Here is a 14,705-nt window from a genome sequence, read left to right on the forward strand (position 1 = left end):
TTTAGTTGGTGTTTACCTTCCATGAATGAGTTTCGTCTTCAAATATTTCTTTGCCCCAGATAGGCACATTTGCTTTTATTTCTTCTACGATAAAGCGGCAGGCATCAAAAGCATCAGCACGATGGGACGATGATACAAAAACAAAAAGGGAAATTTCTCCGGCTTTCACTTTGCCCAAGCTGTGATAGAGGTGCATGCAGGTAAGACTGAACTTCGCAAAAGCTGCTTCGCGTATTTCGTGAAACTTTTCTTCAGCCATTTCTTCATAAGCCGTGTAGTCAATTGCCTGAACCGTTTTTCCGTCAATCACATCGTTGCGAACTTGGCCAAGGAAAATATCGTGAGCGCCTATATCTGTTTTGGTGCTGTGTTTAGCAATAGAACTTGCAATAAAATCAGGAGTGACCGCTCCGCTTATCAATACCTTATGTTTCTTTTTCTCGCTCATACTTTTTCTGTTTTGTTGACGTTCATCACCCATTCCATCACACCACCTTTTAGGTTGAATAAATTCTTGAAAGCAAATTGGTTTTGTAAAATTTCAATTGCTTGTGCACTTCTTATGCCGCTTTGGCAAATAACAATCACCTTTCTATCTCTCGAAATTTCATGAGCACGTTCCTCAATTTCTCCCAGTGGAATTTTCAAATCATTGAGCAGCGTGATAATCGGTGATTCATTGATTTCGCGAACATCCACAATCTGAATCTTTTCTTTGGATAAGATCAACTCCATCAGTTCATCAACAGAAATATTGTGAACAGAACTATCTTGTTTTCGCCTGCCACAGAAATATTCGTAATCCATCTTTTTGAATTCTATTTCCGTTTTCGGAATAGTGTTTATAGCTTCTGAATCTCTTTCAAATTCAAGGGTTTGAAAATTCATATTCAGGACATTCATGACCAATAATTTCCCTGAAAGGATTTCTCCGATACCGGTAATCACCTTAATCGTTTCGTTAGCCATCAGTGTACCAATGATGCCTGGAAGAACTCCGATGACACCCGCTTCAGAGCAACTTGGGGCCAAGTCGGGAGAAGGGGGAGAGGGAAATAAACACCGATAGGTAGGGACATTATCTTTTCTGAAATCAAAGACAGCGACCTGCCCTTCAAACCTGAAAATAGAACCGGAGACCAATATCTTTTTAAGTATAAAGCAGGCATCGTTCACAAGATAACGTGTAGCGAAATTGTCGGTGCCGTCCACGATGATGTCGTAAGTGGAAAATATCTCCAACGCATTTTGGGTAGAGAGTTTTGTATTGAGAACCACTATATCAACCAATGGATTTTGTTTTTGAAGCTTTGCTTTTGCAACTTCTGCCTTCGGTTTTCCAATATCCGAACTGTCAAATAAAATTTGGCGATGTAAATTGGTTTCGTCTATTAAATCAAAATCAATAATACCTATGTTGCCGACACCTGCTGCTGTAAGGTAAAGCAAGACAGGGCAACCTAGCCCGCCTGCGCCAATCACCAGCACACGCGAATTCTTCAACTTCTCCTGACCGATCATGCCAATTTCGGGAAGCAAGAGATGCCTGCTGTATCTCGATATTTCTTGTTTTGACAACATACTCTATCCTCCGGCAAATGGTGGCAAAAGTGCCACCACGTCGTCTGTATTTATTTTTTGGTTCTGATTAGCAATCTTTTTATTCACCGCAATTACAAAGGGATAGTTCCTGAGTTTTGGGAAATCAGCAATCAATCTTTGCCGAACTAAATCAGTATCGCTCACCCCTTGCAATTCCAATTCATTGCTCCCGACTATTTCAACAAGTTGACCGAATAATTTAATTTGAATACTCATTTTTGCTTGATTTTAATGCTTCAAATTCAGAGGGCGTGTTGATGTTAGCAAAGCAATTTGTCTTTAAGACTGTTTCAGGAACTAGAATTTGTTTGACTTTGAAATGCTTCAACGCCTCCTGCAACTTCCATTCTTTATCTCTTAATAACTCACCCAATTTTGGCTGGCAACGTTTATCGTAAACTGCACAAAGTGGCTCTAACTTTTCATGGTGCATCGGAATGGCAATATCACTATCACCGGAATTTTCAATAATTAATTGAACAAGTTCTTTTGTGATGAAAGGCATATCACAACTCACCACAAAATTTTTTTCTGTCTTGCTGAAAGATAGTGCTGTGTATATCCCTCCCATTGGACCGCAGTCTTTTATAAGGTCGTTGTGAGTTTGATAGCCGAGATAATCATAATTATTTCCGTTGGTAATGATGATAATTTCATCAACGAGAGGCTTCAGCGTCTCCGCTATCCTTTCCACTATTCTTTTTCCATCCACGACCAACAAACCTTTGTCGGTTCCCATGCGACTATTTTTCCCTCCGGCCAAAATTACGCCTGTCACCTTTGTTTTCATTTATGTTCTGATACTGTTAGAAGTTTAATGCTCGCAATTACGAGCACGAAGGCAAGAATTTTTTTGAGAAAAGGATTGCTGAACTTTTTACTCCCAAAATATGCTCCTGCGAATCCACCGGCCAAAGCAATGCCCACCCATATATATACGGAAGGGTCAATAGTAACTCCTTTGCTGAGCAAACCAATTAGTCCTGAAATTGAATTCACGAAAATGAAAAGTGCCGATACGCAGGCTGTCTCTTTCATCTTTCCCCAGTGTAACAACAGAATGACCGGTGAAAGAATTATTCCACCCCCTATGCCAATCATTCCCGATAGCAAACCAATGGCAGCACCAATGGCAAAGGCGGCATATCGGTTAATTTCTTTTTCGACTATTGGCTCTTTACCCAAAAGGCCGGCTAATCTGAGGATGGGGAAAATGAGAATAAGGCCCAATATTCTTTTATACAGCAGCGCATCTACCGTGAGATACGCTACGATGAACGATGCGGGTATGGATGCAATGGCAAAGGGCAGAAATAATTTCCATTTGAAATAGCCGCTTTTGTAGTAGGCGTAAAATGCGGTGAACGATACAAAGATGTTCATGATGAGCGCGGACGATTTCATACTGGCAGGTGCAATGCCAAACAAAGCCATGAGTGCCAGATAGCCGCTGGCTCCGCCGTGCCCCACCGAAGAATATAGAAAGGCCACTACAAATAGCATAGAAAGAAATAGTATGGAGGTTGACTCTATCATTGGTAATTCATATTTTTCGCTATTCACTTTTTAATACAGCGATACCTAAAAAAATACTGGTTAAAATTTTAATCTACCCGTTTCCTTATTTTGAAATTCGTCAAAACTTTCGAGTAATTTCTTGTATTGCTTAATTGCTTTTTTCCCTTCATGGGTAACTGTTGTTCCACCGCCGCCGACTCCCCCGGTAGAGGTTTCTACTAATGCTTGCTTTGCTTGCGTATTCATAGAATCTACTAACTCCCATGCCTGCCGATAGGACATTTTCATGGCCCTTGCTGCAGCAGTAATGGAACCTAGCTCATCTATCTGTTCGAGCAATTTCATTCGACCAACGCCAATTAAAGCGCCATTCTCACTTTCTATCCAAATGTTGCCTCTCACTTTAAACATGCGATACCAAATATGCGAGCATCGCTGTTCCTCAAAAATGATATCGGTCATGTTTTTAAATGTTATTTATTACGGCAACAAGTGTACTTCCACCAATTCTTCTGCTTTTACATTTCCTTTAGAAGCTGGCAGATAAATTATACAATCGGCAAATGCAAAGGCTCCTATGTTGTTAGATTCCTGACCGGAAAGAACGGCGGCTTTGCCATTAATAATTTTTGCTTTTAAGAAAAAGCCAAGCCCTTCCTTTTTATTAAAATCAGCCGAAAGGGGAAGATTTAATTTCTTCAAAAATACTTCGGTGAACCCCTGCATTATTTTTAAGGAAGGCAAAACATACTCATAAAAGCAACTCAACACAGAAGCGGGATTTCCGGGCAGGGCAAAGATTAAGCAGTTATTTTGTTTACCGAAGAATAATGGCTTGCCCGGTCGCTGATATATTTTATAGAAGATATTTTCAACGTTCAGTTCTTCCAAACACTTCCCTACAAAATCATATTTGCCTACGGAGATTCCCCCAGACACTAAAACAATATCTGAGTTTGCGATAGCGGAGCGAAGGGTGTCTGTGGTTTGTTTTTCCTCATCACCAATAGTAATTACCTCGGTGGGAGTAATATGAATGGATGCTAAAGCTGCAATGAGAGAGAATGAATTGGACTCATACACTTGCCCATCTTCCAGCGGTCTGCCTTGTTTCTGCAATTCGCTACCGGTAACGATGATGGACACTCTGGGTTTTGGATAGACATTCACGGAGGTAATCCCCAGACTAGTGAGGTAGCCAATTGCTCCGGCATTGAGAACGATTCCCTTCTCTAAAGCAACTTCTCCTTTTTTGATTTGTAGGCCTTCTTGCCGAACATTAACCCCTTGCTTTAGGGCGGCATCCTGAATAATCAGTTGGCCGTTCTCAACAGAAACTTTTTCCTGCATCACCACGGTATCGGTTCCCTCCGGAATTTTTGCACCGGTAAATACACGAACCGCGGTTCCGGTCAAAACTTTTTCTTTAAATGGGATTCCCGCAGGGGCTTCGCCTATAATTTCAATAGGTTTCTTTTCGGCATAGTCAGCATATACAAATGCAAAACCATCCATGGCTGATTGATGAAAAGGAGGATATGAAGTAGGCGACAGCGCATCTTCGGCCAACACAAAATGCAATGCTTTGGCGGCAGGATGTTGAATAGGCGAAAGCGGAACGCTTGCCTCTACTACTGCTTTTTTTGCTTCTTCTACTGAAATCATCCTAATTATTTTTGAGTCATTGAATATTTTAAAGTAGTTGGCATCATTTTTTTTCTTTTTCCCATTTGAAGATAGTAGGATTCACGTTCAACATAACAAACCCCCAACCGGCAAACTGTTTTCGGCTGCCGCCTTTGAGGGCTTCCATAGACGCAGCTGCAAACAAAGTGGAGTAACCTGCAGTTAACTCAATATACTCTATCGGCTTATACGAGCCATAGACATCTAGCTCAAAACCGAGTGGGAGTTTTAAATACTGACCGGGCACAGCTAGATTCTTGACTTTATTGGCGAGCAGAAAATAATGGGCATCGAAACCCACAGATCCTTTAGCGTTAGGCATTGCTTTGAATTTAAAGTAGGCATCGTGCAAGCCACCTCCTTTGGTGTCTTTTGGCAGGTTCTGAAAGTAGTCCATGTGCCCGTAAAATTTATGGTTGGTGGCGTAGAGCGTGTTGAATTTATTGTTGCGCTTGTTAGAAATATCAGAAGCATCATTGCCAGAAATGAAATCATAACCCACTCCTAATGACACTATTTTCTTAACCGTATATTCTACATAAGCCGAGGCAAAAAATGCAAGAATGTCCTTTTGATAAGTATCTTTTCCAAATTGAGTAAAGAAGGTAACATTGGCTTTAACTCCTTTAGTGTTAACGTGGAGCATGGGGCCAACGGTTCCACGGAAATACACTTTGTTTTGATGTAGAGAAGTATCTGCACTAAAACCATCCGTAACGGCATAGAAAGATAGTTTGAGTTTGTCCGCCACAAATTTTTGATTAAACCATAGAAAGGCCAAGGCTTTGTAATTATTAAGCCCGTAATAAGTACCGAAAAAACCCTCCGATGCCTGATTGAAGGCGCCACCAACATGCAGTGTGGTACCTTTTTGTTGAAATTTGAAAACCGCGGCATCGTGTGCCCGGGCCTGTTGCCCCCAATCGGCATTTCCAAAAAGACGTGAATCGTCGTACACTAACTCCTGCCGCCTTAGTTTGAAGGAGATATTATCCTTTACAAATACTTCCGCCCATCCTTCGTGCAAAGCAAAACTGGCGATATTTTGTGTTTGCGTTTCAGAGCCCCATGTCCGCACATCCTGCAAGCTCATATACATCTTTACATATTTGGACTTGAAGCCTACATTTAGCCGGGCGCGTTCGGAAATAAAAAAGGCAGATTTAGAACCGGCAGAAGGTAGAGTGCCGTATCCTAACCGTTGCTCAAATCTGGGACGAAATTGCATGGCAATATCAAACGATGTTTGGGCATGGGAACAGATAAGTCCGAAAGAAGATATAAAGGCCAGTATTAATGACTTAAAACTGTTCATAGTGAATGACTTTGTTTTTACGGTTAATGATTTTAGTTTAAAAATCCGCCAAATGTGTGGTAATGCGAGCTGATTATTAATGACTTTAGTGGGTGGCAGACATGAATGATGTCAATAGGCTAATTGTATTTCGGTATATCTAAAATGTAAATATACAGTTGGAAATTCAAAGGCGGGCAGCTCCCCAATCTCGATTCCGCTAAAAATATTTTGAAAGAATCTGGATTGGTGTCGGGAGCATATCTTGCGCCCCGCAGGGCAGCGCTCTGCATCAAACTGCGTAGATAGAAACCAATTTGAACCGATATGCCGTTTTTTTTAAGAAAAAGACCTTTTTTGACCATGTTCAGGGGGGGGCATAGACGGGTTAGGGGGGGTATGCCGACGGGGGGTGGGGGGTATGTGGACGGGGTGTAGGCAGTTCCGAACGGCCTCTGGGCAGTTCTAACCTGCCTATAGGGTGTCATGCGACGGGCTGTAGGCAGGTTAGAACTAGCTAAAGGCCGTTCATCAGGGGCTATAGGCAGTATGTCGAGGGGGTGTAGGCAGTTTCAAACCGGGTATAGGCAGTTCAGAAGCGGGTGCAGGCCGTTTGAAAGAGGGTAGCGGCTCTTGTTATGGATGATTCACTATTTAGAAACTCAACGTTCTTCCAATCCATCTTAATACCGTATCATGAAGTATCTACTGCTTTTGTAGTTTATGAAATTTATTTCTATCGGTAAAGAAAAAATGGGCATCCCTTCGCCGGTTTTGCAAAAGGTTTTTTACTTTGCGTTCGGATTCACAGTAAGTCTTTAGACTAAGTTTATGGATATTTCAGTTTACATCAGCGAGTTATTATGGGATCATGATTGTGTAATCATCCCCGGTTTTGGCGGATTGATTTGCAATTATAAACCCGCAGCCATCGAGGCTGTTACTCATCGGGTAAGCCCGCCTTCAAAAGCTATTTCGTTCAATAAGAATCTTCAAAAGAATGATGGGCTATTGGTCAACTATATCTGTGGTAAGAAACACCTGCTGTTTTCTGAAGCGATGGAAGGCATCCAGAAATGGGTGGAGTCTTCAAATGCCTTGATTAGAGGCAGTGAGGAGGTGAGGCTGAGAAATATTGGCACTCTTTCTGCCGACATTGAGGGCAATATTCAGTTTGCGCCCGATGAATCGCTGAACTATCTGAAAACTTCTTTTGGCTTAAAAAGTTTTGTGGCTGAACCGGTGTTGCGAGAAAAGAACCTGGTGACCATTGGGAGAAAGCTAGTGGAAAAGAGCACGGACAAGAGTGTAGCTAAAGGATGGAAAATAGCCGCCGCCGTTCTTCTCGTGGGGGGTATAAGTGTGCTATTTCGTATGATGTCGGTAGGGGTGGAGATTAAGCCTTTGAAATTGGATGAGGCGGGGGTTATGAATTTTGTGAACCAGATTTTTTATGTTGATAATAAACCACTCAACCCTTTACCGGTTGAAATGGATGAAGTTTCTTTGGCTGAAACAGATAATAGTCTGGAATCTGAAACTGCAATTAATGATGAGTCTATATCAAGCCACTCGATTAGAACGGAAGGGAAGACAAGTGTAGTTTCTTCGTCTGTCGTCGGTGGTTATTATGTCATTGTCGGAGCTTTCCGTCAACCGAATAATGTAGAAGCGGCAAAGAGAAATTTGCGAAAAGATTTCAAAGAGTCTGAAATTCTTGTGCTTAGAAATAATGGGCTTACTAAAGTGGGCTACTTTGCTGGCACCGACCGTTTTCGTGCAGAGGAAGTGCTTGTCCTTGCCAAGCAGCAAGATTCGACTTGCTGGATGATGCATCGGTAGGGCTTAGTTGTATCTCCAAGTATTTTATTGGCTGAAGATTCTATCCTTCTTTAATTTTTTGGGATGGGTGACGCGCCTTGTGCTTATTTCAACATTAAAGCAATGGTCTTTTGCAGATAGGGAACAATATCCTTTTCAAACCAAGGGTTTTTCTTTTGCCATATTTGATTTCTGGGTGAGGGGTGAACCAGCGGTAAATATTCGGGCAGATACTCGTGAAAGGATTTTACTGTTTCGGTAAGTGTTGGTTTCAAACGCTTTCCCAAGTAATATTTTTGGGAATACTGTCCAATTAAGATGGTCAGTTCTAAATGCTTCATTTTTTTCAATAGAAGAGCATGCCAGGCAGGGGCACATTCAGGCCGAGGCGGCAAATCACCCGAAGTGCCTCTGCCCGGATAGCAGAAGCCCATGGGCATCAGTGCGAACAGTTTGTTGTTGTAGAATTGATCTTCGGTAACCCCTAGCCAGCGCCTTAATTCATTGCCGCTCCGATCCATCCACGGGATGCCGCTTTGATGAACTTTTATTCCGGGTGCTTGTCCGATGATAACGATTCTGGCATCGGCGCTGACAGAGAGAATAGGTTTCGGCGGAAAGGGTAAATAGGATTTACAGATGGTACAAGCCAGAACCTCTTTGATTAATTTATTCATCGGATAGTGTGATGCAGAGCTAGTTATAGTCATCACGCATAGTTAAGATAAATTTATCGCTTTATAAATATCCGGAGTATTGCAGCCAACATGTTTTCAATAAAGCATACTTCGCGAGGTAATACTTTTTACTTCAGAAAAGACTTGCTTGGAAAAGCAGAGCTTAGATAAAATACGGACAGTGCCCCGGCTTTGGTTTCTTGCGGAAACAACCTTGGTAAGTCAGGGAAATTTCTGGTGCTCCTATGGAATTGGAGGCCGGGAGCAACTTAGAAATATTTATATCATAACTCAGTCCAAGCCCAATTCCTTTATAGTCAACTCGGGTGTTCAGGATGACTGCATCATACAATCCGCGGTATTGTACTCCGAAAGCCACTGCTGTTTTGCTAAGAGTAGGGTTGCCGATAATCGTTTTGAAATTACACCCTACATTAAATTCGTATGAAGGGCCTTGCCATAAAATAAGAAAGTTGGGCATCACCGATAATTTTTTGCCAATTGGTAGCGACATTCCTCCATGCCAAGTAAGTTTAAGATTCAAACGCTCGTTGCCTGACTTGCTGGCATCCTGTCCGCTGGGGAAAAACGAAATTTTAGGCTGATTGAGATGGCTGGCAGCAAAACCAAAATAGAAATTGGTCGTTTCTTTGAACATGGCGCTGTATAAAAATCCAAACCCTGCATCTCCATACATCACTCGGGTTCTTCCAAAACTTTCTCCAGGAATGGCAGGATTTGCCCCACCGGTAGAAGGATCATACTGGTCATCATAAGTAGCTTTAGAAGGATCAATAGAGCGATAATTGAAAGCGCCTTGTAAACCAGCCGAAAGTTGCATCGTACCTTTTCGGTTCAGCATAACGTGATAAGCAAAGGAAACATCTACTCGATTGGTACCCAGTTTCAGGTCGCCCGCCTGGTCTGAAAAGAAAGAAACACCGAGTCCAGCAAAACTGTTGTACTTCGTAATCTTTCCTATAGACATATCCGCGCCGCCGGCAAAAGTCCGGTAGGTTCCACCGCTATTTATAGTGAGCCACTGCGAGCGAAAATTGCCGTAAACGCGGTAATCGCAACTGTTCATCCCAGCCATAGCTGGATTGAGCGCCATCGGTGAGGCATTGTATTGAGAAAAGTGAATGTCTTGAGCACCAGCGATAAACGCAAAAAGCATTCCCGCTGTTATACAAACTGTTTTGTAAAAATTTACCGACATATTTTTCATCACACTAATTTCAGATCCGATTATTCTTGACTCATTCTTGTTTAAAGAGAACCGTTTCTCTGTATATACGAATGAAACAGAAATAAGTTTCTTACAAATGCTGTATTGTTTAAAAAGAAAGGAAATGGAGTCCGATTAAAGTCCAAACCTAAAAATATTCTTTAACCAACCTTACGTCCACACACCCAACCTCCTCTTCGTGTATAAAGATGCTGTTTTTTTCGGTAAAGATGTATGCCAAATATCTAACGAGATTGAAAGATGTGGAAACCTGAACACATTCTCTTTCAAAAAACCCGTATAGAAGGCTATATTCGACTTTATGAAATATGGATTGACCCATTTAAGTATCATTCCCCTTCGGCGCGAGGCTGCTCATAGAAGCGAGTTGGTGTCACAATTGCTTTTTGGAGAATCATATAAGGTTCTGGAAAAGAAGGAAAACTGGTTGCGCATTGCTTGTATTTACGACGGTTATGAAGGTTGGATAGATGAAAACCAACATCGCGAGTTGAGTGAAAAAGATTTCAATAATCTTTTAAGGGGGGAATCAGGCGTGGCATTGGATATGGTGTGCAATGCTTCGTCAAGTCATCAGTCTATTCCGATACTTTCCGGGAGCAGTCTTCCCCTTTTTGATGGTATGAATTTTAAAATGGGTAAGGGAAAATTTATTTACAATGGACAGGCCATTCAACCAGATGCCCAGAATTCCGCCTTGTTTGAACGGATAGCCATGCGCTATCTCAATGCGCCATATCTATGGGGCGGGCGCTCGCCCTTTGGGATAGATTGCTCTGGATTCACGCAGGTGATATTTAAGTTTATGGGAATCAAATTGCCTCGCGACGCCTGGCAGCAGGCTGAACAGGGCTCGGTCGTTAATTTCATTGAAGAATCTCGCCCTGGCGACTTTGCTTTTTTTCATAATGAAGATGGAAAAATAATTCACACCGGAATGATTTTGAAAGATAGAACCATCATACACGCTTCCGGCAAGGTTCGCGTAGATAAGATAGACCACTTTGGCATTCACAACAGCGAAAGCAAAAAGTATTCGCATCAGCTGAAACTTATCAAAAGGTTTTTCTAGATGAAGAAGAGATTCGCGGTGCTGGCCGGTGTGGGTATCTGCGCCGAAAGTGGGATAAATACTTTTCGAGGCTCTTTGGTGAAAGAATTGCTTGCTCATGCTTAAATCTTCTTTTAAGAAATATCAACAGACGTTTAAGTTGCCGGTGCTGACTTCTCGCGGTGTCATGAAGGTGAAGAATGGTTATTACCTGTTCCTCAGCGATGGAAAACAAACCGGTGTGGGCGAATGCAGCTTTATAGAGGGATTGAGCATAGATGATTTATCTCCTTATGAAAACATGCTTCAAGAGGTATGTAATTACTGCGCAACAGGTGACAAGTCCCAGATGCCTGACTTAGAGCATTTCCCTTCTATCCGGTTTGGATACGAAACAGCCCTGCTCGATTTGAGCCAGGGAGGGAAGATGGTATTGTTTGAAGGTGATTTTACCAAAGGCGCAAAACAAATTCCCATCAATGGATTGGTATGGATGGGGAAAAGGGATTTTATGCTTCGGCAAATAGGAGAGAAGCTGGAAGCAGGCTTTAGGTGTATCAAGATAAAAGTCGGGGCGATTAATTTTGAGGAGGAAATCATGCTGCTGGATTTTATCCGCAGTAAATTCCCGTCCGATTTGATTGAAATCCGCCTCGATGCCAACGGGTCTTTCAACCAAAAAGATGTTTTCAAAAAATTAGAAAGACTTGCGCATTTTGATATTCATTCCATAGAACAGCCCGTGAAACAAGGGCAGATAAAGCTAATGCAAGAGGTCTGTAAAAACTCACCGATCCTCATTGCTTTGGATGAAGAATTGATTGGTATTGCTGATAGCGAAATGAAAGATTTGCTCTGCGAAATCAATCCTTCATACATCATCCTGAAACCGAGCTTGCTGGGAGGTTTTGAGAGATGTAATCATTGGATTGAGTTAGCCAAGGAGCAAAACATAGGCTGGTGGGCCACCAGCGCTTTGGAATCCAATATCGGTCTTAATGCCATTGCCCAATGGGTTTTTGGATATAATAATCCTCTCGCACAAGGTCTCGGAACCGGCGGTCTTTATACGAAGAATGTTGCTTCTCCTTTATTTATCGAGAATGGATGTTTGGGCTATAATCCTACGAAGGTTTGGGGGAAGTTGGAGTTGTAAATAGGAATATGACGAAGCACCATAAGATGCTTCATTGCTTATATAATGTTTGATGAAATTGGTTTGGAGACTTGGAGAGTTTGTTCTTTTGGTAGTGCAAGCACCTCGATAAACTAAGAAAGCCAGAGAGAAAATTACCCCGGCTTTCTTTTGTATGGAAAGAAATACTATTCTTCTATCTTTTCTTTTTCCTTATAGGCAGTCCATATTCTCATGCGTTCGGCGCTGAGAGCAGCGGTAAGCTTTTCGTTTAGTTCGGTTCTTAAGGTATTGATTTTGACTTGAGCACTAGTGGCTTCAATCACTTTTTGATTTTTGATAGATTCGATTTCTTTGTAGTAGGTAGTGAAGGCGTTGTTGACATTCGTCCATTCGTCACCTTGTAGAAAATAGCTTTGTGTACTTTGCTCACCATCGCTTTTGCCTGAGCTTCAGGGGAGTTGTCTTTGGTTTGTGAGAAAGAATTGGCTACGGTAAAGATCAGGATAAGAGCGAGTGAAAGGTATTGTTTCATTTTTGTTTCATTTTAATTCGAAAATAAAATAAGTAGGATGATTTCGGCGTAAACGTAAAAAGAAAATCTTGTTTTGTTGTATGATATGGATATAGAGATAAGAATGTTTTTTTTCAATGCACCGGAATATCTACATGCTCTGGCTTTGCGCGATGAGGTTTTGCGAAAGCCTTTGGGGTTGAAGTTTACACGAGATGAATTGGAGAAGGATAAGCCAGATATTCATTTTGGATTGTTTGCCGATGGTGAAATAGTTGCTTGTTTGATTCTTTCTGAATCAGGAGGAGGAAGGATGAAAATGAGACAGGTTGCGGTGAGTGAAGCTCATCAGAGAATAGGGCTAGGAATGCACTTGTCAAATGCGGCTGAAAAGTATGCCGTTGAAAATGAATGCCACACGATGTATTGTCATGCCCGGAAGGAAGCAGTACCATTTTATCTAAGTATGGGATACCAATTGGTGAGCGATGAATTTTTGGAGATTGGTCTCTCGCATTATATCATGGAAAAGGGTTTGTCTTGAATTCCTTTCCATCTTTTTCATGGCAGACTGAAACAATTTTGACTTGGTTGCGTAAAATATAGCAACCCGTATGGTTTGATCATGCAGGCCAGAACAAGCTATTATTTAGGAACTAAAAAAACAATCGGAATTATGGCATCAACAGAGGCTAAAGATTATTATTACGACAAAGGTCGTCTGGATTTTACGAATGGATTTTATGATCAACCCTTTCCAAATCCTATGTTGTTGGAACTGGATGAGTTTGAAATTCTTTGCAATAAATCCTACATCAAGGGCTATCATGACGAGCGAGAATGCAAAGCGTATGAACCGCCTGTAGTGATTGAGATTGCTGCTTAGAAAATTATTGGACCGCCGCGAGGCAGGCTGAAGAACAGAAAAAGAAAACCCCATCGGTAACGGTGGGGTTTTTGAATTTTAAGGAAGGTATCTATTTCAATACATTTCTCGCAATCAGCTCTTTCATGATTTCATTGGTGCCGGCATAGATGCGCTGTACGCGGGCATCTGCCCAAGCGCGAGCCACGGGATACTCCAGGATATAACCATAGCCTCCGTGAAGCTGCAAACATTCATCGGCCACCTTCCCTTGCAAATCGGTGAGCCAGTATTTGCACATGGAGGCAGCTGCCGCATCTAATTTCTTTTGATTATGCAGCTCGAGGCAACGGTCCGCAAAAACGCGGCCGATACTTATTTCAGTACTCAGTTCCGCCAGTTTGAAACGGGTGTTTTGAAAATCCGAAACTGATTTCCCGAAAGCTTTGCGGTCTTTGGTGTATTGAATGGTGCTTTCTAAAACGCCCTCTGCAGCGGCAATTGCCATTAAACCTACAATCAAGCGCTCCTGCGCTAGCTCAGTCATCATATAAGCGAAGCCCTCACCTACTTTTCCGAGCAAATTTTCTTTAGGGACTTTTACATTTTCAAAAAATAGTTCGCAGGTGTCTTGTGCATGAAGACCTATTTTTTCCAAAGGCTTCCCTTTGGTGAATCCTTTCCAAGCTGCTTCCATTAGAAACAATGAAATCCCCTTGGCTCCTTTGGTTGGGTCTGTCTTGATCGCTACTACAGCCAGATCGCATAGATACCCGTTGGTGATAAAAGTTTTCGAACCAGTAACGAGGTAATGGTCACCTTTGTCCACTGCGACAGTTTTGATATTCTGTAAATCACTACCCGCTCCTGGCTCCGTCATGGCGATGGCCGAAATCATTTGACCAGAAACCATTTTTGGTAAATATTTCTTTTTGGTGGCTTCATTCCCATATTTCTCGATGTAGGGACAAACAATATCATTGTGCAAAGGATAACCTACTGCCGGGCCAGCGCTTCCGGTTCGGGCAAGTTCTTCCAAGATGAGTGCGTTGTATCGGAAGTCTTTAATGCCTAATCCGCCGTATTGCTCGTCCACCTGCGGACAAAGAAATCCTGCCTCCCCAAATTTTAGCCAACTTTCGCGAGAAACCATTTTGTTTTTTTCCCATTCAGCATTGTATGGCAGCACTTCCTTTGCTACAAAATCGCGAACAGATTGAGCAAACATGATGTGCTCATCGGTGTAAACATTTCTTTCAATCATTATTTTGAATTAGAGCGGCAATGATAAAA

The 14,705-nt window shown here is 42.0% G+C and carries 18 protein-coding genes; 5 read left to right on the top strand and 13 right to left on the bottom strand.

Translation table 11 applies throughout. From position 1 onward, the window contains the following. Position 1 precedes the first annotated feature (1 nt). The 8 genes from IPP77_06480 to IPP77_06515 are packed head-to-tail and all read right to left on the bottom strand — an operon-like array spanning position 2 to position 6,121. Complete coding sequence (locus IPP77_06480) at positions 2–448, bottom strand: molybdenum cofactor biosynthesis protein MoaE (protein MBL0309314.1); 447 nt, start codon at positions 446–448, stop codon at positions 2–4. Then, positions 445–1,581 (bottom strand): molybdopterin-synthase adenylyltransferase MoeB, encoded by a 1,137-nt coding sequence (moeB, locus tag IPP77_06485; GenBank protein ID MBL0309315.1) that lies wholly within the window; start codon positions 1,579–1,581, stop codon positions 445–447. Before moeB ends, IPP77_06480 begins: the two co-directional genes overlap by 4 nt. Positions 1,582–1,584: 3 nt before the next feature. Beyond that, positions 1,585–1,818, bottom strand: coding sequence for a MoaD/ThiS family protein (locus tag IPP77_06490; protein ID MBL0309316.1), 234 nt, complete (start codon positions 1,816–1,818; stop codon positions 1,585–1,587). Further along, on the bottom strand, positions 1,802–2,341 hold the full coding sequence (locus IPP77_06495) for a molybdenum cofactor guanylyltransferase (GenBank protein ID MBL0309317.1): 540 nt from the start codon (positions 2,339–2,341) through the stop codon (positions 1,802–1,804). Before IPP77_06495 ends, IPP77_06490 begins: the two co-directional genes overlap by 17 nt. Before the next feature lie 47 nt (positions 2,342–2,388). Continuing rightward, positions 2,389–3,138: a sulfite exporter TauE/SafE family protein gene (locus tag IPP77_06500; GenBank protein ID MBL0309318.1), complete on the bottom strand. Its 750-nt coding sequence runs from the start codon at positions 3,136–3,138 to the stop codon at positions 2,389–2,391. A gap of 60 nt (positions 3,139–3,198) precedes the next feature. Continuing rightward, positions 3,199–3,582 carry a LysR family transcriptional regulator gene (locus IPP77_06505; GenBank protein ID MBL0309319.1) on the bottom strand — a complete coding sequence of 128 codons (384 nt, stop codon included), beginning with the start codon at positions 3,580–3,582 and terminating at the stop codon, positions 3,199–3,201. Positions 3,583–3,600: 18 nt separating this feature from the next. After that, positions 3,601–4,785, bottom strand: coding sequence for a molybdopterin molybdotransferase MoeA (locus IPP77_06510; protein ID MBL0309320.1), 1,185 nt, complete (start codon positions 4,783–4,785; stop codon positions 3,601–3,603). Positions 4,786–4,828: 43 nt separating this feature from the next. Next, a complete protein-coding gene (locus IPP77_06515; GenBank protein ID MBL0309321.1) occupies positions 4,829–6,121 on the bottom strand; it encodes a hypothetical protein in 1,293 nt (430 codons plus the stop codon). Between the two features lie 810 nt (positions 6,122–6,931). On the opposite strand from IPP77_06515, the gene IPP77_06520 reads away from it, so the two are divergent. Further along, positions 6,932–7,942, top strand: a complete 1,011-nt coding sequence (locus IPP77_06520) for a hypothetical protein (GenBank protein ID MBL0309322.1) — start codon at positions 6,932–6,934, stop codon at positions 7,940–7,942. A gap of 83 nt (positions 7,943–8,025) precedes the next feature. Here the strand turns inward: IPP77_06520 and IPP77_06525 are convergent, their stop codons facing one another. Continuing rightward, positions 8,026–8,598, bottom strand: a complete 573-nt coding sequence (locus tag IPP77_06525; protein MBL0309323.1) for a uracil-DNA glycosylase family protein — start codon at positions 8,596–8,598, stop codon at positions 8,026–8,028. Between the two features lie 163 nt (positions 8,599–8,761). Beyond that, on the bottom strand, positions 8,762–9,817 hold the full coding sequence (locus tag IPP77_06530; protein ID MBL0309324.1) for a PorP/SprF family type IX secretion system membrane protein: 1,056 nt from the start codon (positions 9,815–9,817) through the stop codon (positions 8,762–8,764). 331 nt (positions 9,818–10,148) lie between these two features. Here IPP77_06530 and IPP77_06535 point away from each other — a divergent pair, with 331 nt between their 5' ends. Both IPP77_06535 and IPP77_06540 read left to right on the top strand, forming a co-directional pair. Further along, positions 10,149–10,919 (top strand): C40 family peptidase, encoded by a 771-nt coding sequence (locus IPP77_06535; GenBank protein ID MBL0309325.1) that lies wholly within the window; start codon positions 10,149–10,151, stop codon positions 10,917–10,919. Between the two features lie 97 nt (positions 10,920–11,016). Continuing rightward, positions 11,017–12,054: an o-succinylbenzoate synthase gene (locus IPP77_06540; protein MBL0309326.1), complete on the top strand. Its 1,038-nt coding sequence runs from the start codon at positions 11,017–11,019 to the stop codon at positions 12,052–12,054. 167 nt (positions 12,055–12,221) lie between these two features. On the opposite strand, the gene IPP77_06545 is transcribed toward IPP77_06540, so the two are convergent. Together IPP77_06545 and IPP77_06550 are read right to left on the bottom strand one after the other, a co-directional pair. Further along, positions 12,222–12,359 carry a hypothetical protein gene (locus IPP77_06545; GenBank protein ID MBL0309327.1) on the bottom strand — a complete coding sequence of 46 codons (138 nt, stop codon included), beginning with the start codon at positions 12,357–12,359 and terminating at the stop codon, positions 12,222–12,224. Then, the gene (locus tag IPP77_06550; protein MBL0309328.1) at positions 12,356–12,568 is read right to left on the bottom strand and encodes a hypothetical protein; all 213 of its coding nucleotides are present in this window, start codon (positions 12,566–12,568) and stop codon (positions 12,356–12,358) included. The genes IPP77_06545 and IPP77_06550 overlap by 4 nt, the downstream gene beginning before the upstream one ends. 85 nt (positions 12,569–12,653) lie before the next feature. On the opposite strand from IPP77_06550, the gene IPP77_06555 reads away from it, so the two are divergent. Together IPP77_06555 and IPP77_06560 are read left to right on the top strand one after the other, a co-directional pair. Further along, entirely contained in the window at positions 12,654–13,091 is a 438-nt protein-coding gene (locus IPP77_06555; GenBank protein MBL0309329.1) for a GNAT family N-acetyltransferase, read from the top strand. A 132-nt stretch (positions 13,092–13,223) separates the two neighbouring features. Then, positions 13,224–13,433 carry a hypothetical protein gene (locus IPP77_06560; protein MBL0309330.1) on the top strand — a complete coding sequence of 70 codons (210 nt, stop codon included), beginning with the start codon at positions 13,224–13,226 and terminating at the stop codon, positions 13,431–13,433. A gap of 91 nt (positions 13,434–13,524) precedes the next feature. On the opposite strand, the gene IPP77_06565 is transcribed toward IPP77_06560, so the two are convergent. Continuing rightward, positions 13,525–14,676: an acyl-CoA dehydrogenase family protein gene (locus IPP77_06565; GenBank protein ID MBL0309331.1), complete on the bottom strand. Its 1,152-nt coding sequence runs from the start codon at positions 14,674–14,676 to the stop codon at positions 13,525–13,527. Between the last annotated feature and the right edge of the window lie 29 nt (positions 14,677–14,705).

The sequence above is a fragment of the Bacteroidota bacterium genome, assembly GCA_016722375.1.
GTDB lineage: Bacteria > Bacteroidota > Bacteroidia > Chitinophagales > LD1 > Bog-950.

Excerpts from the sequence above, each read along its gene's own strand:
- IPP77_06480 (MBL0309314.1), bottom strand. The coding sequence starts at position 448 with ATGAGCGAGAAAAAGAAACATAAGGTATTGATAAGCGGAGCGGTCACT.
- moeB (MBL0309315.1), bottom strand. The coding sequence starts at position 1,581 with ATGTTGTCAAAACAAGAAATATCGAGATACAGCAGGCATCTCTTGCTT.
- IPP77_06490 (MBL0309316.1), bottom strand. The coding sequence starts at position 1,818 with ATGAGTATTCAAATTAAATTATTCGGTCAACTTGTTGAAATAGTCGGG.
- IPP77_06495 (MBL0309317.1), bottom strand. The coding sequence starts at position 2,341 with ATGGGAACCGACAAAGGTTTGTTGGTCGTGGATGGAAAAAGAATAGTG.
- IPP77_06500 (MBL0309318.1), bottom strand. The coding sequence starts at position 3,138 with ATGATAGAGTCAACCTCCATACTATTTCTTTCTATGCTATTTGTAGTG.
- IPP77_06505 (MBL0309319.1), bottom strand. The coding sequence starts at position 3,582 with ATGACCGATATCATTTTTGAGGAACAGCGATGCTCGCATATTTGGTAT.
- IPP77_06510 (MBL0309320.1), bottom strand. The coding sequence starts at position 4,785 with ATGATTTCAGTAGAAGAAGCAAAAAAAGCAGTAGTAGAGGCAAGCGTT.
- IPP77_06515 (MBL0309321.1), bottom strand. The coding sequence starts at position 6,121 with ATGAACAGTTTTAAGTCATTAATACTGGCCTTTATATCTTCTTTCGGA.
- IPP77_06520 (MBL0309322.1), top strand. The coding sequence starts at position 6,932 with ATGGATATTTCAGTTTACATCAGCGAGTTATTATGGGATCATGATTGT.
- IPP77_06525 (MBL0309323.1), bottom strand. The coding sequence starts at position 8,598 with ATGAATAAATTAATCAAAGAGGTTCTGGCTTGTACCATCTGTAAATCC.
- IPP77_06530 (MBL0309324.1), bottom strand. The coding sequence starts at position 9,817 with ATGTCGGTAAATTTTTACAAAACAGTTTGTATAACAGCGGGAATGCTT.
- IPP77_06535 (MBL0309325.1), top strand. The coding sequence starts at position 10,149 with ATGAAATATGGATTGACCCATTTAAGTATCATTCCCCTTCGGCGCGAG.
- IPP77_06540 (MBL0309326.1), top strand. The coding sequence starts at position 11,017 with ATGCTTAAATCTTCTTTTAAGAAATATCAACAGACGTTTAAGTTGCCG.
- IPP77_06550 (MBL0309328.1), bottom strand. The coding sequence starts at position 12,568 with ATGAAACAATACCTTTCACTCGCTCTTATCCTGATCTTTACCGTAGCC.
- IPP77_06555 (MBL0309329.1), top strand. The coding sequence starts at position 12,654 with ATGGATATAGAGATAAGAATGTTTTTTTTCAATGCACCGGAATATCTA.
- IPP77_06560 (MBL0309330.1), top strand. The coding sequence starts at position 13,224 with ATGGCATCAACAGAGGCTAAAGATTATTATTACGACAAAGGTCGTCTG.
- IPP77_06565 (MBL0309331.1), bottom strand. The coding sequence starts at position 14,676 with ATGATTGAAAGAAATGTTTACACCGATGAGCACATCATGTTTGCTCAA.